This window comes from Blautia sp. AM28-27, from assembly GCF_003480905.1.
In the GTDB taxonomy this organism is placed as follows: domain Bacteria; phylum Bacillota; class Clostridia; order Lachnospirales; family Lachnospiraceae; genus Fusicatenibacter; species Fusicatenibacter saccharivorans.
Genome location: NZ_QUJK01000001.1, coordinates 668,793 through 693,969 on the forward strand (window position 1 = coordinate 668,793; position 25,177 = coordinate 693,969).

20 protein-coding genes, 1 other RNA gene and 1 riboswitch are annotated in these 25,177 nt (G+C 49.2%); of the genes, 20 read left to right on the top strand and 1 reads right to left on the bottom strand.

Translation table 11 applies throughout. The features are described from left to right. Positions 1-17: 17 nt before the first annotated feature. Entirely contained in the window at positions 18-839 is an 822-nt protein-coding gene (locus tag DW743_RS03265; protein ID WP_055218124.1) for an aldo/keto reductase, read from the bottom strand. A gap of 362 nt (positions 840-1,201) precedes the next feature. Here DW743_RS03265 and DW743_RS03270 point away from each other — a divergent pair, with 362 nt between their 5' ends. From DW743_RS03270 to DW743_RS03365, 20 genes are all read left to right on the top strand, one after another. Further along, positions 1,202-1,552 (top strand): hypothetical protein, encoded by a 351-nt coding sequence (locus tag DW743_RS03270; protein WP_055218122.1) that lies wholly within the window; start codon positions 1,202-1,204, stop codon positions 1,550-1,552. A 14-nt stretch (positions 1,553-1,566) separates the two neighbouring features. After that, positions 1,567-1,749: a CooT family nickel-binding protein gene (locus DW743_RS03275; protein ID WP_117509049.1), complete on the top strand. Its 183-nt coding sequence runs from the start codon at positions 1,567-1,569 to the stop codon at positions 1,747-1,749. A 135-nt stretch (positions 1,750-1,884) separates the two neighbouring features. Further along, positions 1,885-2,817, top strand: coding sequence for a methylenetetrahydrofolate reductase (locus DW743_RS03280; protein ID WP_022462431.1), 933 nt, complete (start codon positions 1,885-1,887; stop codon positions 2,815-2,817). Positions 2,818-2,855: 38 nt separating this feature from the next. Continuing rightward, positions 2,856-3,626 (top strand): ATP-binding protein, encoded by a 771-nt coding sequence (locus tag DW743_RS03285; protein ID WP_022462430.1) that lies wholly within the window; start codon positions 2,856-2,858, stop codon positions 3,624-3,626. Positions 3,627-3,752: 126 nt separating this feature from the next. Continuing rightward, the gene (cooS, locus tag DW743_RS03290) at positions 3,753-5,645 is read left to right on the top strand and encodes an anaerobic carbon-monoxide dehydrogenase catalytic subunit (protein WP_117760360.1); all 1,893 of its coding nucleotides are present in this window, start codon (positions 3,753-3,755) and stop codon (positions 5,643-5,645) included. A 62-nt stretch (positions 5,646-5,707) separates the two neighbouring features. Then, positions 5,708-6,496, top strand: coding sequence for an ATP-binding protein (locus DW743_RS03295; RefSeq protein ID WP_022462428.1), 789 nt, complete (start codon positions 5,708-5,710; stop codon positions 6,494-6,496). Positions 6,497-6,511: 15 nt separating this feature from the next. Continuing rightward, positions 6,512-8,641 (top strand): acetyl-CoA decarbonylase/synthase complex subunit alpha/beta, encoded by a 2,130-nt coding sequence (acsB, locus tag DW743_RS03300; RefSeq protein ID WP_117509046.1) that lies wholly within the window; start codon positions 6,512-6,514, stop codon positions 8,639-8,641. Positions 8,642-8,938: 297 nt separating this feature from the next. Then, on the top strand, positions 8,939-9,880 hold the full coding sequence (gene acsD / locus DW743_RS03305; RefSeq protein ID WP_022462426.1) for an acetyl-CoA decarbonylase/synthase complex subunit delta: 942 nt from the start codon (positions 8,939-8,941) through the stop codon (positions 9,878-9,880). Positions 9,881-9,917: 37 nt separating this feature from the next. Then, a complete protein-coding gene (gene acsC, locus DW743_RS03310; RefSeq protein WP_022462425.1) occupies positions 9,918-11,273 on the top strand; it encodes an acetyl-CoA decarbonylase/synthase complex subunit gamma in 1,356 nt (451 codons plus the stop codon). A gap of 93 nt (positions 11,274-11,366) precedes the next feature. Continuing rightward, positions 11,367-12,152 carry a carbon monoxide dehydrogenase/acetyl-CoA synthase methytransferase subunit gene (gene acsE, locus DW743_RS03315; RefSeq protein ID WP_022462424.1) on the top strand — a complete coding sequence of 262 codons (786 nt, stop codon included), beginning with the start codon at positions 11,367-11,369 and terminating at the stop codon, positions 12,150-12,152. Between the two features lie 134 nt (positions 12,153-12,286). Next, positions 12,287-14,212 (top strand): corrinoid activation/regeneration protein AcsV, encoded by a 1,926-nt coding sequence (acsV, locus tag DW743_RS03320; protein WP_117760359.1) that lies wholly within the window; start codon positions 12,287-12,289, stop codon positions 14,210-14,212. A 42-nt stretch (positions 14,213-14,254) separates the two neighbouring features. After that, positions 14,255-14,926 (top strand): DUF3786 domain-containing protein, encoded by a 672-nt coding sequence (locus DW743_RS03325; RefSeq protein WP_117760358.1) that lies wholly within the window; start codon positions 14,255-14,257, stop codon positions 14,924-14,926. 61 nt (positions 14,927-14,987) lie between these two features. Then, entirely contained in the window at positions 14,988-15,620 is a 633-nt protein-coding gene (locus DW743_RS03330; protein WP_117509042.1) for a cyclodeaminase/cyclohydrolase family protein, read from the top strand. Between the two features lie 87 nt (positions 15,621-15,707). After that, the gene (locus DW743_RS03335; RefSeq protein ID WP_022461835.1) at positions 15,708-16,559 is read left to right on the top strand and encodes a bifunctional 5,10-methylenetetrahydrofolate dehydrogenase/5,10-methenyltetrahydrofolate cyclohydrolase; all 852 of its coding nucleotides are present in this window, start codon (positions 15,708-15,710) and stop codon (positions 16,557-16,559) included. A 171-nt stretch (positions 16,560-16,730) separates the two neighbouring features. Next, the gene (gene spoIVA / locus DW743_RS03340; RefSeq protein ID WP_022461834.1) at positions 16,731-18,200 is read left to right on the top strand and encodes a stage IV sporulation protein A; all 1,470 of its coding nucleotides are present in this window, start codon (positions 16,731-16,733) and stop codon (positions 18,198-18,200) included. A 104-nt stretch (positions 18,201-18,304) separates the two neighbouring features. Beyond that, positions 18,305-18,499: non-coding RNA, 6S RNA (gene ssrS / locus DW743_RS03345), on the top strand. A gap of 70 nt (positions 18,500-18,569) precedes the next feature. Continuing rightward, complete coding sequence (locus DW743_RS03350; protein WP_117760357.1) at positions 18,570-19,613, top strand: aldose epimerase family protein; 1,044 nt, start codon at positions 18,570-18,572, stop codon at positions 19,611-19,613. A 575-nt stretch (positions 19,614-20,188) separates the two neighbouring features. Continuing rightward, positions 20,189-20,389: riboswitch (cobalamin riboswitch) on the bottom strand. A gap of 101 nt (positions 20,390-20,490) precedes the next feature. Then, a complete protein-coding gene (locus DW743_RS03355; RefSeq protein WP_117760356.1) occupies positions 20,491-21,930 on the top strand; it encodes a SpoIID/LytB domain-containing protein in 1,440 nt (479 codons plus the stop codon). A 78-nt stretch (positions 21,931-22,008) separates the two neighbouring features. Continuing rightward, positions 22,009-22,986 (top strand): LacI family DNA-binding transcriptional regulator, encoded by a 978-nt coding sequence (locus DW743_RS03360; RefSeq protein WP_117760355.1) that lies wholly within the window; start codon positions 22,009-22,011, stop codon positions 22,984-22,986. Positions 22,987-23,242: 256 nt separating this feature from the next. Beyond that, on the top strand, positions 23,243-25,087 hold the full coding sequence (locus tag DW743_RS03365; protein ID WP_117760354.1) for an alpha-amylase family protein: 1,845 nt from the start codon (positions 23,243-23,245) through the stop codon (positions 25,085-25,087). Positions 25,088-25,177: the final 90 nt, after the last annotated feature.

Consider the following 25,177-nt stretch of genomic DNA (forward strand, 5'->3'; position numbering starts at 1 on the left):
TTTCTGTGAATCCGCAGTTACAGCAGGTCATCCGGTATGGAAGCGGAGCGGAGCTGTTCGTCCATCGTGTCGATGAGCGCCATGTCGGCTTCAGAAAGTTCGAAGTCGAAGACATCCGCGTTGGCAAAAATGCGGTCCGGCTGTGTCGATTTCGGGATGACACTGATGCCCTGCTGGACGAGGTAGCGGAGGCCGATCTGCGCTTCAGTGCGTACATACTTTTCTGCCAGCTGCTGCATAATCTCACGGTTCAGATAAAGACCTCTTGCGAGCGGCGCATACGCTTGAACGGCGATTCCATGTGAACGGCAGAAAGCGATGAGCGGTTTCCGGTTCCAGAGCGGATGGCATTCGATCTGGTTGACGGCCGGGATGATGCCGGAAAATTCAAAGAGGGCGGTAAGGTGCGGCTCCTCGAAGTTGCTGACGCCGATCGATTTTGCACGCCCGGATTCGCGGATTTTTTCGAGTGCGCGCCATGTCTCCGGGTAGCAGCCCGGCACCGGCCAGTGAATCAGGTAAAGATCAACGTAGTCGAGACGGAGACGGTCGAGGCTGCGGTTGAAGGCACCTTCGATATCACCGACCCGCTGCGCGGTATTCCATACCTTTGTGGTAATAAAAAAGTTTTCCCGCGGAATCCCGCTTGCGCGGATCCCGCGGCCGATGCTGTCCTCATTTTTATAGGAGGAGGCGGTATCGATCAGACGGTAGCCGTATTTTGCCGCGGTGACAATTGCTTTTTCTGCCTCTTTTTCTGTCGATTTGTAAGTGCCAAGCCCCAGAAGCGGCATCGCTCTGCCGTCGTTCAATGTGATGGTTGGAATAGAAAGTGCCATAAAAACCCTCCGTATCTTGAATCAAAAAAAGATTCTGCCGTATTTCTCTCATAATTATGTTTAGTATAACATGAAAATTTAAAGAAATCAGACCAAATATATTAAAAAAGTTTAACACAATCGGGAAATGAAAAAAATAACAAGCCACGCAAGAAAAAAGAAGGATGCCAGGACGGCCTGTACGGCGAATTGTACAGAAATTTTGTGGAGGCCGTATTGATTTTGTGCATGAAATAGAGTATAATAAGTTTGAATTGATATTTATTTATCATTCCCTGTACAATCTGCAGGACGTTTCAGGAAAACAAAAGCGGACGAAACGGACGGCAGAGCAGAAAAACGGGGACAGAGGAGGCCATATTATGCATTTATTATATGACGAGAATGGAAATCCCATTCCGCACGGAGCTCACGACGAGCACCATCATCACCATGACCATCATCACGAGGGAGAAGACTGCGGACATGCCTGCAATGCATGCGGTTCCGAAGAAAAATGCAAGGACGAGAATCTTGCCCTTTTAACCTATATGCTGCAGCACAATGAACATCACGCAGCAGAACTCGACGAGATGGCCGACAAACTGGAAAAAGCCGGAATGGCGGACGCCGCAAAACAGATCAGGGAGGGAGTATCCGATTTCCAGAAAGGCAATATGCGCCTGTCCCTTGCACTGACGCTTGTAAAAGAGCATTTGAAAGAAGTTAAGTAGAGGAGGCGTAAGCTATGTGCCTTGCAACGGTATACAAAAATCCGGAGAACACAGTTGTCTGTAAAAATGTAAGCCGCATCGATGTCGATGGAGAATACGTTCTGATCCGCGACATCCTGGGCGAAGAGATCAGACTGCAGGGTAAGATCAAAATGGTAGATCTTGCAAACAGCATCGTAGAGCTGGACTGTGAATGATAATTGGTTGACGGAACCAGTTATTCTATAAAAGCGGTTTTAAGACCCCGGGGTCTGCGAATCGGAACAAACAGAACAGGCGAACCGGGACTTAGAATAGGAATATATTATATTAAAGCGGAGGTAAATTGAATTATGAAACTTTCAGAAGAGATGAAAAACAAGACCCTTCTGTCTTTTGAGCTGTTCCCGCCAAAGACAGAGAAGGGACTGCAGAATCTGCCGGGTACCATCGACCACCTGATGAAGTACAACCCGTCTTACATTTCCTGTACATACGGAGCAGGCGGCGGAAACGTCGGAGCAAACCGTGAAGTATGTCAGATGATCAAAAATGCCGGAACCACACCGGTTACTCATTTCACCGTTATCAAAAACACAAAAGAAGGAATTAAAGAACAGCTGGATCAGTATCTGGCTGACGGCGTAGACCACATGCTGGCACTGCGCGGTGATATTCCGCTTGGCGAGACCACAACCTGCGGTGACTTTGACTACGCTACGGATCTTGTAAAATTCGTACGTGATACCTACGGCGACAAATTTGAAATCGCTGTTGCAGGTTCACCGGAAGGCCACATCTCCTGCAGAAGTCTGGAGTCTGATATCGCAGTTCTGAAACAGAAACAGGACAACGGAGCTGACTACATCATGACACAGCTCTGCTGGGATATGGAGCAGTTCAAATACTGGCTCGATGCAATCCGTAAAGCAGGAATCACCATGCCGGTAGACGTTGGAGTTATGCCGATCCTGGATCAGGCAGCTACCATCAACATGGCACTTTCCAGAAACGGCTGTGTTATGGACAGAGAGCTTTCCAGAATGATCTCCAGACACTGGCTGTTCCCGAACCCATTTGCAGCAAAAGATGCAGAGGGCAAACCGTTCGACGTATTCTACGACAAGAAAGTTGCAGAGTTCAAAGAAGAGGGTATCGAATATACCGTAAAACAGATTGATGCATACCGTGCACTTGGTGTCAATGGAATTCATCTGTATGCACTGAATAAATGGAAAGACGTATCTGAAATCATCGACAGATCCGGCCTTTGCACACTGGTTTAATGAATTAATTACTTGAATTTGGGAGGCATCCGATTTTTATGGCACACGTAATAGCTGTCGCCGGAAAAGGCGGCGTTGGAAAAACAACATTATGCGGCTTGCTGATCCAGTATCTCTGCGAGTCAGGAAAAGGTCCTGTTCTTGCAGTTGATGCGGACGCAAACTCAAACCTGAATGAGGTACTCGGTGTAGAAGTAGAAGCTACCCTTGGAGATATCCGGGAGGAGATTGCCCGTGCAGAGATGGCATCCAAAAACCCGATTCCGGCAGGTATGAGCAAGGCAGATTATGCGGAATTTAAATTTGCAGGCGCTCTGACTGAGGAAGATGATTTTGACCTGCTTGTGATGGGAAGAACACAGGGAAAAGGCTGCTACTGCTTCGTCAATGGACTTCTGCAGAATCAGCTTGCAAAGCTGTATCCGAATTACCCCTTCATGGTTGTGGATAACGAGGCAGGCATGGAGCATATCAGCCGTGGTATACTTCCGGGAATGGATACAGCTATTTTGGTCAGTGACTGCTCAAGAAGAGGAGTACAGGCCGCTGCGAGAATCGCGGAGCTGATCAAAGAATGCGATATGAAGCCGAAGCAGGTAGGACTGATCGTAAACCGTGCGCCGAATGGCGTGTTAAATGAGGGAACCCGTGAGGAAATTGAAAAACAGGGATTAACTCTCCTTGGCGTTGTTCCGCACGATGATCAGGTTTATGAATATGACTGTGACGGAAAACCAACCGTACGTCTGCCGGAAGACTCTCCGGTACGCGCGGCATTAAAGAAAATCGTAGAAAACCTTGATTTATAAAAACAGAGAATCTGCCCTCCGCTTTGTACACGCTGCAGACGGAGGGATATTTCAAAAGTAAAATATCCCCCATGGGAGGATGTTTTTACCATAAAAATATTAAAATACAATCTTGAGGAGGACAAGATGAGCGAATTCAAATTAACAAGCGTAGAAGAATTCGAACAGGCCACGAATGAGCTCCTGGAAAATGGTGCAAAGGTTGGCGCTGACGCATGGCAGTTTCGTGTAAAAAACCAGACCCCGCACTGTAAATTCGGTGAGCAGGGAACCTGCTGTCGTATCTGTACGATGGGACCTTGCCGTATTACACCAAAGGCACCGAGAGGAATCTGCGGATGCGATGTACACGGTATTGTAGGACGTAACTTCCTGCGCTTTACAGCAGGCGGTTCCGCAACACATTCCGATCATGGCCGTGAGATCTGCCACACACTGCATGAGGCTGATCCAAACGGAAACTACAAAGTAAAAGATCCGGAGAAACTGATCCGTATCGCAAAAGAGTGGGGCGTAGAGACAGAAGGAAAAGATATTTACGATCTGGCACATGAGATGTCCGAGCTGGCTCTTTTAGAGTATGGTAAACCGTTTGGAACACAGAGATTCCTGAAACGTGCTCCGCAGCACACACAGGAAATCTGGGAGAGAGAAGAAATCGCACCGCGTGCGATTGACCGTGAGGTTGCATGTTCTCTTCATATGACTCATATGGGATGTTCTTCCCTTCCGGAAGCACTCGTTCGCCAGTCCCTTCGTTCCGGACTTTCCGATGGATGGGGCGGCTCCATGATGGGTACCGAGTTCTCTGACGTACTGTTCGGAACTCCAAAGCCGATCGAAACCGAGGCAAACCTTGGTGTTATGAAAGAAGATGAAGTAAATATCATCGTTCATGGCCATGATCCGTCACTTTCCGAGATGATCTGCGAATACGCAGACGATCCGGAGATGATCGCATATGCAAAAGAAATGGGAGCAAAGGGAATCAACGTGGCAGGTGTCTGCTGTACTTCCAATGAAGTAGCAATGCGCCGCGGCGTGCCGATGGCAGGTAACTTCCTGCAGCAGGAAAACGTGGTACTGACCGGTGCCTGCGAGGCCATCGTTGTTGACGTACAGTGTATTTTCCCGGCCCTTGGACCTTTAAGCAAATGTTTCCATACTAAATTCGTTACCACCAGCCCGATTGCGCAGATGCCGGATGCAGAATACATTCGTTTCAACGCAAAAACAGCAGGTGAGAATGCAAAAGCCATCGTAAAAATGGCAATTGAAAACTTTAAAAACCGGAAACCGGAGCTGGTACATATCCCGCATATGAAGCAGAAAGCAACCGTTGGATACTCTTTTGAGTCCATCATCAAGACTCTGGATAAAGTAACCAATTCCCAGGTTGACCAGACCGGAACTCTGATGCCGCTGTGGCAGTGTGTGGCATCCGGCGTTATCCGCGGTGCAGTTGCCATGGTAGGATGCAACAACCCGAAAGTCCGTCCGGACACCGCTCACATCGAGCTGATGAAGAAGCTGATCGCGCACGACGTTATCATCGTTGCTTCCGGATGCTCTGCACAGGCAGCAGCAAGAGCAGGTCTGATGGACAAACGTGCTAAAGATCTCTGCGGTGCAGGTCTGAAACGTGTCTGCGAGCTGGCTGATATCCCGCCGGTACTCCACATGGGATCCTGCGTTGATATCTCCCGTATGATGGTTCTTGTAGCAGAACTTGCTAAAATCGGTAATGTCAATATTTCCCAGCTTCCGGTTGTCGGATGTGCTCCGGAGTGGATGTCTGAGAAAGCAGTTTCCATCGGAAACTATGTTGTAGCAACCGGTATCGATACTTACCTTGGCGTAGAGCCGTATGTATCCGGATCCACTGAGGTAACAGGACTTCTGACCAACGGTGTCCGCGACTGGGTTGAGGCAGCTTACACAGTAGAAAAAGACATCGACAAGCTGGGCGATGCAATGCTCGCACGAATCGAAGAGAAACGTGCCGCACTCGGCGTATAAAAAGGACAGGGCGGTCCCTGACGTAAAAAGAGACCGCCCTTTTTGAAGTGAAAAGGTGTAAAATGAAAATAGCAGTAACTGGAAAGGGTGGCGTAGGAAAAACAACCATCGCAGCGACCCTTGCAAGACTTTATGCAGAAGAAGGCCATCCGGTTCTGGCTGCAGATGTCGATCCGGATGCCAATCTGGGCCTTGCGCTTGGATTTCCGGAAGAAATCCTCGATTCGATCGTTCCGATTACCAAAATGAGAAAACTGATCGAAGAGCGCACCGAGGCAAGTGCAGACAACCGGTTTTACAAGATAAATCCGAGAGTAAGTGATATCCCCGATAAATACAGCAAAGAGTACAATGGAGTCAAACTCCTGACGCTTGGCACCGTGGAGACGGCCGGAAGCGGCTGTGTCTGCCCGGAGCATGTGATGCTGCGGAGAATCATCAACAGCCTGGTCCTTCACAGAGGGGATGTTGTCATCCTCGACATGGAAGCAGGCCTTGAGCATCTGGGAAGAGGAACGACGGAGGGCATGGATATGTTCATCGTAGTCATCGAGCCGGGTGCAAGAAGTATTCAGACCTATAAGAATGTCAAACGTCTGGCCGAAGAGCTTGGCGTTCATCAGGTTCATGTCGTGGCAAACAAAGTACGCGACGAAAAAGATGAGGCATTCATACAGGACCGTATCCCCCCGGAGGATCTTCTGGGCATGGTCCACTACAACCCGGAAATTATGGAAGCGGACAGGGAAGGTTCGTCTCCATATGATTACAGCGCGGCTGCAGTAGAAGAGATACGGAAAATAAAAACAAAAATCGATAAGTCAAACATGCCTGGCATGGAAAAAGTGTGATAGGAGGAAAAACACATGACATTATTCGAGAGAGTATTTGGCGGAAATGATGCAGTATACGGTCTTACCGAAGCTGCCATTGATGCCGCAATCGCAGCAAACGGAGAGGAAAAAGCAGTCAGCTTCCCGGACACTGCTTACGCACTTCCGTGTTACTATGCTGTAACAGGAGTAAAGGTTACCAACTTAAAAGAGATGAAAGAGGCTCTTGGCGTGGTAAAATCTCTGATGACAAGAGAAAATCAGCTGAATGATGTATTTATGTCCGGTGTTGCAACTGCACTCTGCGCAGAGTTCATCGAGGCAATTAAATACATCGACGGTGCAAAACCATATGATGAGCCGTGCTACGGCCATTTAAGCGATGCCATCATCCGTGAGCTTGGTGTGCCGCTTGTAACAGGCGATATCCCGGGCGTAGCTGTTATCCTTGGAAGCGCTCCGACCGCACAGGAAGGCGTGGATCTGGTTAAGAGCTATCAGGCACAGGGTATTCTTGTAACACTGGTTGGCGGAATCATTGATCAGTGTCAGGAATTAGGATACAAGACCGGCGCAAACGTACGTGTCATCCCGCTTGGAAAAGACGTAACATCTGTAATCCACGTTGTATCCGTAGCAATCCGTGCAGCCCTGATCTTCGGTAACGTAACTGCAGGCGATGCAGGCGCACTGATGACCTACACCAAAGACCGTGTACCGGCATTCGTAAATGCTTTTGCTCCTCTGGATGATGTGATCGTTGCATGCGGCGCTGGTGCGATTGCACTTGGTTTCCCGGTTATCACAAACGATGACAAAGACGTTCCGGCTATTCCGAAGAGTCTCATTATCCAGAAGGACGTTTCCAAATTCAACGCAACTTCTCTGGAAGCCCGCGACATCAAGATTAAAATTACAAACATCGATATCCCGGTTGCATTCGCATCTGCATTTGAGGGCGAAATCATCCGCCGCGGTGATATGCAGGTTGAGTTTGACGGTTCCCGTGTAGACTGCTGCGAGCTGGTTCAGACAAAAGATGCTTCCGAAGTAGAAGATCACAAGATCGAGCTGATCGGACCGGACATCGACGAGTTCGAGGTAGGTTCCAAGCACAGCATTGCATACGTGGTTGAGGTTGCCGGAAAGAGCATGCAGCCGGATTTCGAGCCTGTATTTGAGCGTAAATTCCACAGCTACCTGAACTGCATCGAAGGTGTGATGCATACCGGACAGCGTGATATGATCCGTATCCGTGTCAGCAAAGAAGCTTTCAACGCTGGTTTCCGTGCAAAACACTTCGGAGAAGTTCTGTACGCACAGGTGAAGAACGAGTTCGAGGCTGTTGTTGACAAATGCCAGGTTAAGATCTACACCAATCCGGAAGACTGTACCAAGATCCGTCACGAAATTGCAATTCCAGTATTCGACAAACGTGATGAGCGTCTGTCTACCATGACAGATGAATCTGTACCGGTATACTACAGCTGTATCATGTGCCAGGCATTCTCCCCGAGCCATGTATGTGTTGTTACACCAGAGCGTCTCGGACTTTGCGGTGCTGTTTCATGGCTGGATGCAAAAGCTACCAACGAGCTGGATCCGAACGGACCTTGCCAGGTTATCACAAAAGAAAAAGTAATCGATGAGAGAATCGGTGAGTATGAGGATGTTAACGAGGCTGTTCGTAAGCTTTCCCAGGGTGCTCTTGATGACGTATCCCTGTACTCCATCATGGAAAAACCAATGACATCCTGCGGATGCTTCGAGTGTATCTGTGGTATCGAACCATTCTCCAACGGTGTCTGCATCGCAAACCGTGAGTACGCAGGCATGACTCCTTTGGGAATGACCTTCTCCGAGCTGGCTTCCATGACAGGCGGCGGTGTTCAGACTCCTGGATTCATGGGACACGGCAAACACTTCATCGCTTCCAAGAAGTTTATGAAAGCAGAAGGCGGTGTTGCCCGTATCGTATGGATGCCGAAAGAGCTGAAAGAGCAGGTTGCAGAGAAACTGAATGAAACAGCAAAAGAGCTGTACGGTATCGACAACTTTACCGATATGATCGGTGATGAGACCATCGCAGAAGATCCGGAGACACTGGTTGCATTCCTGACCGAGAAAGGTCATCCGGCACTTGGCATGGATCCAATGATGTAATTCGTATTTTACAGGCTTATCCTGTGAAAGAATAAGCAGACCGGCATGGCTTGGGAGGGGATTCCAAAGCGGAGGAGGAAGCCCTTTCCGGCACATGCCGGCAGCTGTAAAGTGATTTTCTGGAAAAAAACGGCTGACGAAGAGAAAACGGATACTTTTTGTCAGAAAATCTTGGAAAATATCCTGGTAAATCTTGCATTCTCTGGGAAAAAACGTTAAAATGATAACAGGTGTGTCCATGAAGCGGAATCATGGAGATATGCCTGTATGGAATTTATTTTTAAGGAGGCTTTTTTTATGCCGTTTAATCGCAAACCACAAAAGTTTAATGCAGCAATTAAATCCGTTGTAATCGGCAGCGGAGACAAAACCGTAACTCTTGGCGGAGAAAACGTATTACCATTCTATGCTTTCGATGGTGAAATCAAAAACGGACCGAAGGTCGGCGTTGAAATCACAGATCTTGGTATGGAAGGAGAACCGGAAAGCGTAAAAGCATACTATGAAGGTGCAGCTACCATGGGCGAGATTGCAAAAAAAGCAGCAGCTATGGAAGGTGCAGATTTCCTCTGCCTTCGTCTGGCAGGCGGAGACCCGAACGGTCTGAACAAATCGGTAGAAGAACTCATTGAGACAGTCAAAGAGGTTGCTGATGCCGTTGACGTGCCGCTTGTTGTAGAAGGATGTAAAAACGTTGAGAAGGATTCCGAACTGCTCACAAAAGTAGCAGAGGTCCTTCAGGGAAGAAACGTTCTTGTTATGTCCGCAAGAGAAGAAGATTACAAGGCAGTTGGTGCTGCCGCAGGTCTGGCATACAGCCAGAAAGTCGGCGCTGAGTCCGCTGTAGATATCAACCTTGCAAAACAGCTGAATGTTGTTATGACCCAGCTTGGTGTCAGCGCAGACAGCATTGTTATGAACGTAGGTTCTGCAGCAGTCGGATACGGATATGAGTACGTAGTATCTACACTGGACCGTATCAAAGCAGCAGCATTATCCCAGGACGATAAAATGCTGCAGATGCCAATTATTACTCCAATCGCTTCTGAGACATGGAATGTAAAAGAGGCAATGGCAACAGAAGAGGAATCTCCGGAATGGGGAAATCAGGAAGTACGAGGAGTCTCTATGGAGATTCAGACAGCAGCCGCATCTCTGGCTTCTGGTTCTGATGCAGTTATCCTCAAACATCCACAGTCTGTTGCAACCATTTCCAAAATGATTCAGGAACTGATGTAATCAGTACGTAAGGAAGAGATTAGGAGGATAAAGAATTATGGCATTATCAGGTATTCAGATTTTTAAAATGACCCCAAAGAAAAACTGTAAGGAGTGCGGATGTCCGACCTGTATGGCATTCTCCATGAAGGTTGCACAGGGCGCTATGGATATTTCAGCGTGCCCATATATGTCTGACGACGCTATGGCACAGCTTTCCGAAGCTACCGCACCGCCAATGAAGACGATCAAAGTCGGAACCGGCGACAGTGAGTACACTCTTGGCGGAGAGACGGTCCTCTATCGTCATGAGAAAACATTTGTAAGCAAAACCCGTTATGCGGTATCTCTCTGCAGCTGCATGTCTGACGAAGAGATCGATGCAAAACTGGAAGAAGACAAAAAAGTTGATTACGACCGTATCGGTGAGCGTATGTGCGCAGAGATGCTGTATGTAAACTATGCCGGAAATGGCGTAGACAAATACGTATCTCTTGTAACGAAAGCAGCAGCAACCGGAAAAGTTCTGGTACTTGGCTGTGAGGACGCAGACGCTGCAAAAGCTGCTCTGGAAGTATGCAAAGCAGGCAAACCGATCCTGAATGGTGCAAATGCATCCAACTATGAAGAGATGAGCAAACTTGCCACAGAGGCAGGCGTTGTTCTCGGCGTTAGTGGCGCAAACATTGATGAGCTTCACGACACCGTAGAAGCAATCGAGAAACTCGGCAACAAGAATCTTGTTCTTGATACCACAGAAGCGACCATCAAAGAGACCTTTGCTACTACCGTACAGGTAAGACGTGCATCCTTAAAGGATACAGACCGTACCTTCGGTTATCCGTCTATTGTAAATCTGGCAAAAATCGCACAGGGCGACAGATATATGCAGCAGGCACTGCTTTCCCTGTTCACCATGAAATACGGTTCCATCATCGTTCTTGAGGAGATGGGATACGCAGAGGCACTTCCGGTATTCGGACTTCGCCAGAACGTATTTACCGATCCGCAGAAACCGATGAAAGTAGAGCCGGGCATCTACCCGCTGAACGGCGCAGATGAAAATTCGATCTGCCTGACCACAGTAGACTTTGCTCTGACCTATTTTCTGGTATCCGGAGAGCTCGAGAGATCCGGAGTTCCGGTTAACCTTGTAATCAACGACGCCGGCGGACTTTCTGTACTGACATCTTGGGCAGCAGGTAAATTCTCCGGTAACTCTATCTCCAAATTCTTTAAAGAGAATGTAGAAGATAAAGTAAAATCCAGAAAAGTTATTATTCCTGGTAAAGTAGCCGTATTAAAGGGCGACATTGAGTCCAAACTTCCTGGATGGGAAGTAATCGTTGCTCCGCTTGAGGCAGTTCAGCTTGTGAAATTCATGAAAGATCTGCAGGCAAACGGAGAACTGTAATACATAAAAAATCCGGGAGGAACTCCGGTATCCGGAAGTTTCTCCCGTGAAAAAATAATTATGGGGGATTCCCAAAAGAAAAGGAGAAGAGATATGGCAAAATTTGTAACCATCGGCGAAAGACTTTCTGTTACAGCTCCTACTGTAAACAAAGCATTCGCAGCAAGAGATGAAGAGCCAATTTTAAAGAGAGCAAAACAGCAGCTGGATGCTGGTGCCGTTTACCTTGATGTAAACATCGGACCGGCTGAGAATGATGGAGAGGACATCATGAAGTGGGCTGTTGAGCTGCTGCAGAGCAATTTTGACAATGTTCCGCTGGCTCTGGATACATCCAACAAAAAAGCAATTGAGGCTGGTATCTCTGTATACAACCGTTCCAAAGGAAAACCGATCGTAAACTCTGCAGATGCTGCAGGAAGAATCGAGTACGTTGACCTTGCAGCTGCAAACGATGCAATCGTTATTGCACTTTGCAACGGTGAAGGAATTGCAAAAGATAACGACGAGCGTATGATGTACTGCCAGACCCTTCTGGAAAGAGGTATGGAGCATGGCATGGAGCCGACAGATCTGTGGTTTGACCCGCTGTTCCTGGTTGTAAAAGGAATGCAGGACAAACAGATGGAAGTTCTTGAGTGCATCAAGATGTTCAGCGATATGGGACTGAATTCTACCGGCGGACTTTCCAACAACTCCAACGGTATGCCGAAAAACATCCGTCCGATCATGGATTCCGCACTTGTAGCTATGGCTATGATGCAGGGTCTGACCAGTGCCATCGTTAACCCGAATGACCTGAGACTGATGGAGACCATTAAATCCTGTGACGTATTCAAAGGCAACACTCTGTATGCAGATTCTTATCTGGAGCTTTAATCTTTAAATCTCGCAGGTTTTCCCCTGATGGTGCCGCAGCGTTTGCGAAAACCTGAGGCACCATCAGGGGTTTTTCTATCTAAAAGCGGAAAAAAAACAGCGGAGAATATATACGACTGGGGGATTTACAGATTATGGCAAAAGTAACCTTTCGATTTGAAGAAGGAGAACCGGTAGTCACCTACGCAACCGAGGGCGAGCGCCTTCTTGAAGTAGCGCAGAAGAGCAATGTGCCGATCGATGCACCGTGTTCCGGAAACGCATCGTGCGGTAAATGCCGCGTTCGTCTTGTGAGCGGTGAGCTGGATTCCAAAATAACCCGCCATATTTCTGAGGAAGAATATCAGAATGGCTGGAGACTGGCGTGCGTCAGCACCGTCAAAGGCGATGTTGAAGTGGAAGTGCCGGACATTGCATCCGCTTACCGGAGCCGCATGAAAGTGGCAGACCTTAGTTCACCGAGTGAAATTGCAATTTTTGAAGATACGAAAAAGAAAATTACAGACGCCGGTCTGGAATTGAAAAACAGCATGCAGGTGATTACAATCTCAATGGAAGAGCCTACTCTGGATGATACGATGCCGGATAACGAGAGAGTAACCTGGGCTGTACAGGCAGCGACGGGGCTTGACCGGGTACGGATTCCGTACTCTGTACTGAAAAAAATGCCGGATGTCCTTCGGGAATCCCATTTTCAGGCACAGTGTGTCGTCCGGGTTACGCCAAATGACGTCTTTTTATACGATATGCTTCCAATGGAAGCAAAAGCAGTTGTCGGCGGTCTCGTTGTCGACATTGGAACAACGACAGTTTCTGCACTGATCGTGGATATGCTGAGCGGAGAAATCCTGGCAAAAGCCTCTTCCGGAAACGGACAGATCCGGTATGGTGCGGATGTTATCAACCGTATCATTGAATCCCAGAAACCGGGAGGCCATGAAAGACTGCAGAATGCAATCATCAAAGAAACCTTAAACCCGATGATCTCCAACATGTGCCGTGCAGCGAAAATCAGCAGTCAGCAGATTTACCGTGCGGCGATTGCCGGAAACACTACCATGGAGCATCTGATGATGGGCATCAATGCAGATCCGCTTCGGATGGAGCCGTATATTCCGGCCTTCTTTAAGACAAACTCACTGTTTGCATCGGATGTCAATCTTGCGATTCATCCGGACGCCCATATCATTCTGGCACCGAACATCGGAAGCTATGTGGGCGGAGATATTACTGCCGGCGCGTTGGTCAGCATGATCTGGAACCGGCCGGAGATGAGTCTCTTTATTGACCTTGGTACCAATGGCGAGCTTGCATTTGGAAACTCTGACTTTATGGTAAGCTGTGCCTGCTCGGCCGGACCGGCCTTTGAGGGCGGCGATATCAGCTGTGGCATGCGTGCGACCGACGGTGCGATTGAAAAATGTACGATTGATCCGGAGACGATGGAACCTTCGTACCATGTTATCGGAGATGAGGGTACGAAACCGATCGGCCTTTGCGGTTCCGGTATCATCGATGTGATTGCGGCGCTGTTCCGCGCGAAGATGGTCAATCCGAAGGGTAAATTTATCCGTGAGGGAAAACGGATCCGCCACGACAAATATGGCATGGGAAGCTATGTCATTGCGTTCGAGGAGGAGGCTGGAAGTGTCCGCGATGTTGAGATTACCGAGGTCGATATCGACAACTTTATCCGCGCCAAGGGCGCGATTTTCTCAGCGATCCGTACGATGCTGAACTATCTGGATATGGATGTTTCCATGATCGAGGAGGTTTACGTAGCGGGCGGTATCGGAAGCGGCATCAACATGAAAAATGCCGTTACCATCGGTATGTTCCCGGACATCCCGCTGGAAAAATTCCATTACATCGGCAACTCTTCCCTGACTGGCGCGTATTCGATGCTCTTATCGACAGCGGCAGAGAAGAAGACGTACGAGGTTGCCCGGAACATGACGTATCTGGAGCTCTCGACCGTACCGACGTATATGGATGAATTTGTAGCGGCCTGCTTCCTGCCGCACACGGACACAGCGATGTTCCCGTCTGTAGAAGTATAAAAACGGAAGTGAGAACCTTTTTTTGAGAGGAATTGGATTCACATGGCAGTAGACTTGAATTACGAAAAAGACAGCAAAGAACGGATTCCCTATGAACATTACCTGGAAGTATACCAGAACGCGGATCCGGCGGAGATTTCCAGCCGGTGTAATGTACCATATGACGCCGAAAAACACGAGTTTACGGTATCCCTGATGGGTGTTTCCTACCGGATTTCCTGGCCGGAGTACCGCGTGCAGCATCTTGGAGATGACGGCACAGACGGTCCGGTGATCGGCTGGTATCCGCTCGAGGAGAAGCCGAATGCAAAAATTCTGGTGCTGCGCTATCTGACCGAGGGCGGAGCTGCCCCATCCACCGGAAAATTTCTGACATACCGGGAGATTCCGTGGGGAGAAGTTTATTTTAAACAGTTCCAGGGAAGATGCCTGTTCCGTCTTGCGTTTGGCTTTGGCGGAAAGCTGGATGCATTCCGTGAGATCATGGAACGTGTCGGCGCTCAGGCGATTTCATCCGGTGATGTCGGATATGAGCTGGAGTTTATGAAAGGGCTTTTTGTACGACTGATTTTATGGGCAGGAGATGATGAGTTTCCGCCGTCCGCGCAGATCCTCTTTTCGGACAATTTCCCGGCTGCATTTACGCAGGGAGAGGATATGGCGGTTGTGGGAGATGTCACAATTGATATGCTGAAGGCTCTGGCTGCAAAATAGTTATGGTTTGAGGCCATCAGGATGGCTTCTGGATCGAAAAAAATAAGCGGAGGAAAATAACATGGGATTTTCAACAGTACCTTGCAATGAGTTTGTAGACGTGCTCGGTTCCAAAGCACCGGTTCCGGGCGGCGGCGGAGCTTCTGCACTGGTTGGCGCTGTCGGCACAGCGCTTGGCAACATGGTTGGTGCGCTGACAGTAGGTAAAAAGAAATATGCGGATGTCGAAGAGGAAATGAAAGAGCTGATGGCGAAAGCAACCACGCTTCAGGACGAACTGCTTCACCTGATCGAGCGCGATGCAGAAGTGTTCGAACCGCTCTCCAAAGCATACGGCATGCCGCGCGAGACAGAGGAGGAGAAGGCAGAAAAAGCAAGAGTCATGGAGATTGTGCTGAAGGATGCCTGCTCTGTTCCAATGGAAATTATGGAAAAATGCTGCGAAGCAATCGACCTGATCGTAGAATTTGCAGCAAAAGGTTCTGCACTTGCGATCAGTGACGCAGGTGTTGGCGCAGCATTCTGCAAAGCAGCCTTAGAGGGTGCTTCCCTGAATGTATATATCAACACGAAATCTATGAAAAACCGGGAATATGCAGAAGAACTAAATCGAAAATGTGATGAAATGCTTGCGGTCTATACCGTAAAAGCAGACGAGATTTTCCGGAACGTACTGGGAAGACTGAAAGCCTGAAAACAAACGGCCAGAGAAACTTCCCGGCAGCAAGCGGGTTGCAAAAGGAGTTCTCTTTGACCGAAAAGAAAAGCGGAGGATAAAAAAATGGCAAAACAGTTATTAGGAAAAGAAGTAACAGCAGCATTAAATGAGAAGATCAAAGCAAATGTAGCAGAGCTGGAAGCAAAAGGAGTAAAACCGACTCTCGGAATCATCCGTGTCGGAGAGAGAGAGGATGACCTTTCCTACGAAAGAGGAGCAACCAAACGCTGTGAGACCTTAGGCGTTGCATACGAGAAATTCCTTCTCCCGGCAGACGTTACCCAGGAAGAGCTGATGGCTACCATCGATAAAGTAAACAAAGACGATTCCATCCACGGCGTTCTGATTTTCCGTCCGCTTCCGAAACATCTCGATGAGGCAGCAGTCATCAAAGCACTCTCCCCGGAGAAGGACGTAGACGGTATCACAGACGGTTCCATGGTAGGCGTATTCGCCGGAACAAAACAGGGCTTCCCGCCATGTACTCCGCAGGCCTGCATGGAGATCCTCGACCACTACGGTATCGACTGCACCGGCAAAAAAGCTGTTGTCGTAGGCCGCAGCCTCGTTGTAGGAAAACCGGCAGCCATGATGCTGTTAAAGAAAAACGCAACCGTAACCATCTGCCATACCAGAACGAAAGACATGCCGTCTGTAGTCAAAGAGGCAGATATCGTGATCGTAGCAGCAGGCCGTGCAGGTGTTGTGGATGATACCTACCTGCGTGCAGGCCAGACCGTTATTGATGTCGGAATCAACGTAAACGAAGAAGGAAAACTCTGCGGAGACGTTGCATACGCAAAAGCTGAGCCGATCGTTGAGGCAATCACACCGGTTCCAGGCGGTGTAGGATCCGTTACCACATCTGTTCTGGTCGGCCATGTGGTAGAGGCTGCCATGAGAAAAAACAGCTGATCATAGGCTGAAGATAAGAATGTGACAGAAAAAAGGCACTGTGCGTCCGAAAAAAGGGCGGCGGTGCCTTTTTTGCGTGCGCGGCAGTGCAGTTTTGGTGATAGGAGAGGGGACCGGCTCATAGAATATAACAGTACATAGCAACAAAGATCAAAAGGGGGACAACAGCGCATGGATGCATATTCAGTATACCGCGATATTCAGAAACGAACGAAGGGCCAGTTCCTGATCGGAGTGGTGGGGCCTGTACGGACGGGAAAGTCCACCCTGATCCGCCGTTTCCTGGAGGTGCTGGCACTGCCGTATCTTTCGGAAAAGGAACAGGCGGAGGTACGGGATGCCCTGCCTTTAAGCGGGGAGGGAAAGACGATCACAACGGTGGAGCCGAAATTTGTGCCGAAAGACGCCGTGGAGCTGCAGCTTGGGGAGGGCGATCCGATCCGGCTGCGACTGATCGACTGCGTCGGTTTTCTGGTGCCGGACGCGGCGGGAAATCTGGAAAATGAGAAGGAGCGGATGGTGAAAACACCGTGGTCCGAGCAGGCGATTCCGTTCCGGGAGGCGGCGGAGATCGGTACGAAGAAGGTGATCGCAGAACATTCCACGATCGGTCTTATGGTGACGTGCGACGGATCGTTCGGCGAGCTGCCGCGGGAGAATTTTCTGCAGGCGGAGGAACGAACCGTTGCGGAGCTCAAAAAGCAGGGAAAGCCCTTCCTGATTCTTGTGAATGCGAAAAAACCGTACCGGGAGGAGACACAGCGGCAGGTAAAGGAGCTTGAAACAAAATTCGGCGTGGCAGCGATGGCGGTGAACTGCGACCAGCTCCGCAAAGAAGATATTCTGCATATGCTCGAAAAGGTGCTGTATGAGTTCCCGCTTCAGCAGATGGAATTTTATATTCCCAAATGGGTGGAGCTTCTTGCCGATGACCATCCGCTGAAGGCAGAGCTGCTGCAGAAGATCCGTGAGATGTGCAGGGAAAAGACGCGCCTGAAGGATGCAGTGGGCGGAAAAACAGCGATTGCCAGTCAGTATGTCAGCCAGACACTGCTGCAGTCGATGGATCTTGCGAGCGGTACGGTGAAGGTGCGGATTGAGGTAAAAGAGCAGTATTATTATGAAATGCTGAGTGTACTTGCCGGCGTGGAGATCAAAGGCGAGTATGATCTGGTGCAGACGATCCGCGAGCTGTCGGCACAGCGGGAAGAGTACCGCAAGGTAGAGGACGCGATTCATGCGGTGCGCGGATGCGGCTACGGCGTTGTGATTCCGGGGAGGGAGGAGATTCAGCTGGAGGAGCCAGCCGTGATCCATCAGGGAAACAAATACGGCGTGAAAATTAAATCGGTGAGCCCGTCGATTCATATGATCAAGGCCAACATCGAGACGGAGATTGCGCCGATCGTCGGAAGTGAGCAGCAGGCGGAGGATCTGATCGCCTATATCAAAGAGAGCGCAAAGAGCCCGGAGGGAATCTGGAATACCAACATTTTCGGCAAATCCGTCGAGCAGCTCGTTGACGACGGCATCCGCAGCAAAATCGCCCAGATCACCGAGGACGGCCAGGCAAAACTCCAGGATTCCATGCAGAAAATTGTCAACGACAGCCGGGGCGGAATGGTGTGTATTATCATTTAATACAAAAGCTGTTCGAATATTTTTGAGTAATTGTGCAATAATACTTGAAAAGCGAACCAAAATAGCGTATAATCCGAATTGTGAAAAGAAAAGAAGAAAAATGTAACTTCCTGGAATGTTCGATGATCTCATTATTTTGAACCTACATTTACTTTAAACGGGAGGCTTATTATTGTCATGTGGATGTCAGGCCACCCTGGAAACAGACGTCAGTGGAAGGCAGAAATGATGACTGCGGCTACCCACCTAGCTTGCGTTGCTAGGAGTCAAAGTATGGGAAACGGCATTCCGGGGTTACAAAAGAGAAAAAAGAGAATCATGAAAATGGTTCTCTTTTATACGTTACATACAACCAAAAGGAGAAGGAACATGAAAAAACAGGGTTTTGGAACAACAAAAGACGGAAAAGAAGCATTGCTCTACACGCTCTCCAATAAAAACGGAATGGAAATCAGTGTAACCGATTACGGCGCACATCTGGTATCGGTTCTCGTTCCGGATAAGGATGGAAAGAAGAGAGACGTTGTCCTTGGATTTGACTCCGTAACCGGCTATGAGACCGACGGAAGCCATTTTGGAGCCACCATCGGAAGAAACGGAAACCGTATTGCGGGAGCAGCATTTGAACTGCACGGAAAAACATACCAGCTGGCAAAAAATGAGAACAACAACAACCTGCACAGCGGCCCGGACGGATACGATTACCGCCTCTGGAACGTAGAAGAGGCGGATGACAGCGCCGTTACCTTCGTTCTGATGAGCCCGGACGGAGACCAGGGATTCCCGGGAAACTTTGAAGTGTCCGTTACGTATACCCTGACCGATGAGAACGCCGTAGAAATCCACTATGAGGGAAGCTGCGATCAGGATACCGTTGTCAACATGACAAACCACAGCTACTTCAACCTGGCAGGCCACGATGCCGGATCTATTGAGAACCAGACACTTGTCTTAAAAGCGGAGCAGTTCAGCCCGGTGATCGATTCTGCATCCATCCCGACCGGCGAGCATGCACCGGTACAGGGAACCCCGATGGATTTCACCAGCGAGAAAGCAATCGGAGCAGAGATCGAAGCAGATTTCGAACAGCTCAAACTGACCGGCGGCTACGACCACAACTTTATCCTGGACAAGGCTGTCGAGGGAAGCATTGAGCTGATGGCAGTCGCATCCTGCAAAGAGAGCGGCATCACCATGGAAGCCTTCACGGATCTGCCATGCGTTCAGTTCTACGCCGGAAATTTCATTGCTCCGGTTACCGGAAAGAATGGGGTATTCTATGACAAACGCAACGGCTTCTGCCTGGAATCTCAGTATGTGCCGAATGCCGTCAACCAGGAGGGTGAGGAGAAACCGATCCTCGAGGCAGGCGATACTTACGACACCACAACCGTATACAAATTCATTTTCTAAGATCCTATTTTATAGCAATCCTCGAAAATAATGCAAAAAATTCAGCACCGCAGAGCGTGAATTACTGCGTCACAGATTTTCGTCGTACCTCGGTACGCCTTCAAATCTGTTCCTTGCAATTCGCGCTCTGCAGCACTGCCTTTTTTGCATTATTTTCGGGTCTTGCTATAGAAACAGCATAAAAAAGCTCCCTTCCTGCAGCGTCCTGTGAAAACAGGAGCGCAGGCGGGGAGCCTTTTTATGGGAAAATATGCAGAAAACGAATTCTGAAAAAACAGAAAAAGAAAAGACCCTGTTTTCGAATCCAACAGAATCTTACCAGTTATGTCATATTCTTTTCAGAGGTGGGTAACCGCTTCGCCATCTGAATCAACCTGCAAGCGGAATAGCAGACACCTTTAAGCGGAGGATGGCGCCTGACTAAGAACAGGCGAAACCAGAATCTGAAACGGTTTACCCGGCCGTTTAATGCAATGCATAAATCTCGCTCGAAGGTTTCTAAAAATCTAATCGAAAATTTTCAGACATTCCATATCCCATAATAGTCTTTGAATGGAAGCTTTCATCGGAAGCATCAACCCTATGCATACAGAGCAGGTTTCCTGACTTACAGATCATCGTTCCACATTCCTTCTCATATGTTGCGGACATACAATGGATTTGTTATGCTTCACTCCCTGATTACAGTGACCGGATCGCCCAGGAATCTCACCTGAATTCCCTCTCTCACCAAAAGACGGATCTTCTTTTGATGCACTCTGGATGTTGATATGAAATTTATACACAACCATACTATATACCATAGGGCGGTATTTGTCAAGGAAAAATCGCAAAAAGAAAAGGAATCAGACAAAAAGCCGTGTGCATAGAATGAGATATGAAGAGAAAAAATGATAAATTGGAACTGATACTGTTAGGAGTGGGGATTCTCCTGCTGCTGTTATTGTTTGTTGTGAAGCGCCGTCTGGATGCGCCGGAAGAGACAGCGACAGCAGAAAGCAGGACGGAGACGATGGAAGGCAAAAAGCAGGAGGAGACGATACAGAACATGGAACAGGAAAACGCGGCTTTTCTGAACAGTAAAAAGGAAGAACAAAAAGAAACAACGGCAGCCGGACCGGTGCAGATCCGTGTCCTTCTGACAGACTGCGGAAAGCTGGGATACGCACAGAAACAGGTGTCCCTGCGTGGAAACGCAAGCCTTTCCATGAACGACGGCGCATACATAGCTTCCCCGCAGGAGACGATCTGTGTGACGGAACAGGAATGCGGGGAAGTTGTGCATGTGGTGCCGGCCGATGAGACGGCGGGAACGGCGGTTTCCCTTACGGGAAAGCCGGAGGACGAGACGGTTTATCCGGGAAGTTTTGTCATCTATAAAAGCGAAGAGGGACTTCTCGTTGTAAATGAACTTGATCTGGAAATGTATCTTCGGTATGTCGTGCCGAGTGAGATGCCGTCCTCCTATGAAAAGGAGGCATTAAAAGCACAGGCGGTCTGTGCGAGAACGTATGCGTGTGCCAGGATTCGTGAAAAAACGTGGGAGAACTACCACGCGGATGTAGACGACAGCGTGGAAAGCCAGGTCTACCACAATATGGAAGCGCAGCCGGAGACAGACGCTGCGGTGGCGGAGACAGAAGGAAAAATCATCACCTGCGGCGGGGAACCAATTCAGGCGTATTTTTTCTCAACCTCCTGCGGGAAGACGAGTACGGATGAAGTGTGGAATACGGCGGAGACGGCAGAATATCTGAAGAGCGTGACGGTAGGCGGGGAGAAGCAGGAACCGGAGACGGAGGAGGCGTTTGCATCGTTTATCACCAAAAGGGACAGCACAAGTCTGGAAGTGGAGGACGGCTGGTACCGCTGGCAGGTGACGATTCCGGCGGATGTGCTGTCAGAACGGGCAGCGGATCAGAAAATCGGGGAGATCACGGGGATTGAGGTGCGGCGGCGGTCAGAGGGAGGTGCGGCAGAAACCGTCCTTATCGAGGGGGAAAAAGGATCCATGGAAATCGAGGGAGAGTATCAGATCCGAAAGTTCCTCTCGGCGAAAGGCTGGCCGATTCAGAAAAATGACGGAACTGTAAGCTGTGAGATGGAGCTGCTTCCGAGTGCCTGCTTTATCGTGGTTCCGGAAAAAGAAGGGGAAACGGTTGTCTCCTTTACATTTTACGGCGGCGGCTACGGCCACGGCGTCGGCATGTCACAGAACGGTGCGAAACATCTGGCGGAGCAGGGAAAATCGTATGAGGAGATTCTCCGCTATTTTTACCAGAACATCGAAATCGGCGACTGCCGTTCCCTTTTTTAAAAAAATCACCGAAAACAGATTTTTTGTGCTATAATGGGCGAAAGTGAAAAACAGTTAGAAAATGACGAGGAGAGAAACATGGCGACAATCAAGGACATAGCGGCACGCGCCGGCGTTACGGCGACGACGGTTTCCCGTGTGATCAACAACCGCGGATACATCAGTGAAGAGACAAGAAAAAAAGTAACGCAGGCGATGCAGGAGATGAATTACCAGCCGAATGAGCTGGCGCGTTCCCTGGCAAAAGCGCATTCCAATACGATCGGGGTTATCGTTCCGCACATCTCGCACCCGTTTTTCAGTAAAATGATCAGTGCACTCGAGAGCGCGGCGGCAAAGCGGGGCTACAAGATTCTGCTCTGCAACTCGAAAGATCAGCCGGAGAAAGAAACCGAATATCTCGATATGTTCATCTCCAACCGTGTAACCGGCGTTGTGATGGCAAGCCGCGATGTGCAGATTGAAAAGTTTCATGATCTGAAAATTCCGATCGTCAATTTCGAGCGAGAGGAAAATACGGAGGCCATTACAATCCAGTGTGACAACGAGCAGGGAGGAGCGCTTGCAGCATCGCATCTTGCGGACTGCGGCTGCCGCCATCTGCTTCATTTCGGCGGAATCGTCGGAAGAGATATGCCGGCGGACCGGCGTGCGGATGGATTCCTGCGCGTCTGCCGGGAGCGGGGGATTGAAGGGGAAGTTCTTTTGAGTGACCGCTTAAGCTACGGCTCCATGCACTATGAATCCTATATTGAAAAGGGCCTTCTGGAGCACCCGGAGACGGACGGCATTTTTGCAAGCAGTGACCTGATTGCCGCACAGGTACTCCAGCGCCTTTACGCCATGGGAAAACGGGTGCCGGAGGATATTAAAGTTGTCGGGTTTGATGACACTGTGATCGCCGGGATTACCACGCCTTCCATCACGACGATCCATCAGCCGATTGAGGAAATGTCGGAGCTTTCCATTGCGTATATCGACCGGAGAAGAAAGGGAGAGATGGTGCCGAATGTGACGACCATGCCGGTGAGCCTTGTGGTGCGTGGTTCGGCGTGAAACAGAAAAAAAGAGAGAGACTCCGCGGAAAAAATAAGCTGCGGAGTCTTTTTCTGTTCCAGAAAGTAAACGATAGACAGAAAATGGTAAAAAAAGACAAAGAAAAAGGCTGAAATTTGTTGAAAAATACAGTATGTAAACGGTTGACATATAATTGCGGCAACGGTATACTGCAAGTGAAAGAAACGTAACACAGATTTTCCGTTGCCGGAACGCTGTGACAGGATAAAGAATAAGATAAAGGAGAACGAACAACATGACAGTGGAATATCAGAGAAGACTCGAGAAACACTATGATGAGCTGAAATGGCTCTACTGCGAGCTGTATCCAAACGGACAGGGAAGATTTGAAGAGCTCTGTGCGAGCATGGAGCAGTGGTACAAAGAGCGGAATAAAAAATGGAAAGCACTCGACCGTAAGAGAGAAAAACAGAAGAACTGGTATAAGAGCCAGAAAATGCTCGGCATGATGCTGTACATCGATGCATTCGCAGACAACATCAGCGGCCTTGAGGAGAAGCTGGATTACTTAAAAGCGTGCAACGTGAATTATCTGCACCTGATGCCGTTCCTTGCCACTCCGAAAGGAAAGAGTGACGGCGGCTATGCCGTTGCCGATTACCGTACCGTACAGCCGTCCCTTGGAACGATGGAGGATCTGGCTGCACTCTCTGAAAAATGCCACGACCAGGGCATGAGTCTCTGCATGGATTTCGTTATGAACCACACTTCCGAGGATCATGAGTGGGCCAGACGTGCACTTGCCGGAGAAAAAGAGTATCAGGACCGCTACTTCTTTTTCGATAACTACGACATTCCGTCCGAATATGAGAAAACCTGCCCGCAGGTATTCCCGACAACGGCACCGGGCAACTTTACATGGAGAGAGGACTGTCACAAATTTGTCATGACAACATTCTACCCGTACCAGTGGGATCTGAACTATGCGAACCCGGTTGTCTTCAATGAGATGGTCAACAACATGCTCTATCTCGTCAACCAGGGAATCGATATCGTCCGCATCGATGCCGTTCCATACATCTGGAAACAGCTCGGCACCACCTGCCGTAACCTGCCGCAGGTACATACCATTGTCCGCATGATGCGTATGATCACCGAGATCGTCTGCCCGGGCGTTCTGCTGCTCGGCGAGGTTGTCATGGAGCCGGAAAAGGTTGTTCCGTACTTCGGAACTCTGGAAAAACCGGAGTGCCATATGCTGTACAACGTAACGACGATGGCATCCACCTGGCACACCATTGCAACGGCAGATACCCGCCTGCTGAAACATCAGATGGATATTGTGACGAGACTGCCGAAGGATTATGTCTTCCTGAACTATCTGAGATGCCACGATGATATCGGCTGGGGCCTCGATTACGAATGGCTGAAACAGTTCGGCATCGCCGAGGCACCGCATAAAAAATATCTGAATGATTACTTCCGCGGCTATGTGGAGGGAAGCGATGCAAGAGGAGAACTCTACAACGACGATCCTGTTCTGCAGGATGCGCGTCTCTGCGGAACGACGGCTTCTCTCTGCGGTCTTGAGGCGGCAGGCTTTGAGCAGAATGAGGCGAAGACCGAACAGGCGATCCAGAGAATTGAGATGCTGAACGCATACCTTTTCATCCAGTCTGGTATTCCGGTTATCTACAGCGGCGATGAGATCGGCCAGGTCAACGATTATTCCTACAAAGAGAGTGAAGATTCTGACCGCGCAGCCGACAGCCGTTATCTGCACCGCGGCCACTTCCGCTGGGATCTGGAGCCCCAGAAGGAGAAAAAAGGAACGGTTCAGAATCAGATTTTTGCTTCGATGAAAAAGATGGAGGAGCTGAAATTCAAATACCGTCCGTTTGAGGGTGAGGCGGATGTCTGGACTGAGGAAACGTATGATACGGCGCTTCTCTGTGTCTGCAGAAAATCCGGCAATGAGATGGTAACAGGTCTCTTTAACTTCAGCAATGAAGACCGCACGGCCTGGATCAATATGGGTGAGTTCACCTGGAAGGATCTGTTTACCGGCGAGAAACGTGTTCTGCGCGGCGTTCCGGTTCCGGCACGCGGTTACGCATGGTATTACCGGAAATGGAATTAAATCCCTTGCGAAGGAAAGAAAAGTATGATATGCTTTGTAGGCTATCCTGAAGTACGATATATGTGCAAGAATGGGACAGATTCACGAAAA

What these genes read in the sequence shown, in the direction of transcription:
- DW743_RS03265 (WP_055218124.1), bottom strand. Translation starts at nt 839, where the DNA reads ATGGCACTTTCTATTCCAACCATCACATTGAACGACGGCAGAGCGATG.
- DW743_RS03270 (WP_055218122.1), top strand. Translation starts at nt 1,202, where the DNA reads ATGCATTTATTATATGACGAGAATGGAAATCCCATTCCGCACGGAGCT.
- DW743_RS03275 (WP_117509049.1), top strand. Translation starts at nt 1,567, where the DNA reads ATGTGCCTTGCAACGGTATACAAAAATCCGGAGAACACAGTTGTCTGT.
- DW743_RS03280 (WP_022462431.1), top strand. Translation starts at nt 1,885, where the DNA reads ATGAAACTTTCAGAAGAGATGAAAAACAAGACCCTTCTGTCTTTTGAG.
- DW743_RS03285 (WP_022462430.1), top strand. Translation starts at nt 2,856, where the DNA reads ATGGCACACGTAATAGCTGTCGCCGGAAAAGGCGGCGTTGGAAAAACA.
- cooS (WP_117760360.1), top strand. Translation starts at nt 3,753, where the DNA reads ATGAGCGAATTCAAATTAACAAGCGTAGAAGAATTCGAACAGGCCACG.
- DW743_RS03295 (WP_022462428.1), top strand. Translation starts at nt 5,708, where the DNA reads ATGAAAATAGCAGTAACTGGAAAGGGTGGCGTAGGAAAAACAACCATC.
- acsB (WP_117509046.1), top strand. Translation starts at nt 6,512, where the DNA reads ATGACATTATTCGAGAGAGTATTTGGCGGAAATGATGCAGTATACGGT.
- acsD (WP_022462426.1), top strand. Translation starts at nt 8,939, where the DNA reads ATGCCGTTTAATCGCAAACCACAAAAGTTTAATGCAGCAATTAAATCC.
- acsC (WP_022462425.1), top strand. Translation starts at nt 9,918, where the DNA reads ATGGCATTATCAGGTATTCAGATTTTTAAAATGACCCCAAAGAAAAAC.
- acsE (WP_022462424.1), top strand. Translation starts at nt 11,367, where the DNA reads ATGGCAAAATTTGTAACCATCGGCGAAAGACTTTCTGTTACAGCTCCT.
- acsV (WP_117760359.1), top strand. Translation starts at nt 12,287, where the DNA reads ATGGCAAAAGTAACCTTTCGATTTGAAGAAGGAGAACCGGTAGTCACC.
- DW743_RS03325 (WP_117760358.1), top strand. Translation starts at nt 14,255, where the DNA reads ATGGCAGTAGACTTGAATTACGAAAAAGACAGCAAAGAACGGATTCCC.
- DW743_RS03330 (WP_117509042.1), top strand. Translation starts at nt 14,988, where the DNA reads ATGGGATTTTCAACAGTACCTTGCAATGAGTTTGTAGACGTGCTCGGT.
- DW743_RS03335 (WP_022461835.1), top strand. Translation starts at nt 15,708, where the DNA reads ATGGCAAAACAGTTATTAGGAAAAGAAGTAACAGCAGCATTAAATGAG.
- spoIVA (WP_022461834.1), top strand. Translation starts at nt 16,731, where the DNA reads ATGGATGCATATTCAGTATACCGCGATATTCAGAAACGAACGAAGGGC.
- DW743_RS03350 (WP_117760357.1), top strand. Translation starts at nt 18,570, where the DNA reads ATGAAAAAACAGGGTTTTGGAACAACAAAAGACGGAAAAGAAGCATTG.
- DW743_RS03355 (WP_117760356.1), top strand. Translation starts at nt 20,491, where the DNA reads ATGAAGAGAAAAAATGATAAATTGGAACTGATACTGTTAGGAGTGGGG.
- DW743_RS03360 (WP_117760355.1), top strand. Translation starts at nt 22,009, where the DNA reads ATGGCGACAATCAAGGACATAGCGGCACGCGCCGGCGTTACGGCGACG.
- DW743_RS03365 (WP_117760354.1), top strand. Translation starts at nt 23,243, where the DNA reads ATGACAGTGGAATATCAGAGAAGACTCGAGAAACACTATGATGAGCTG.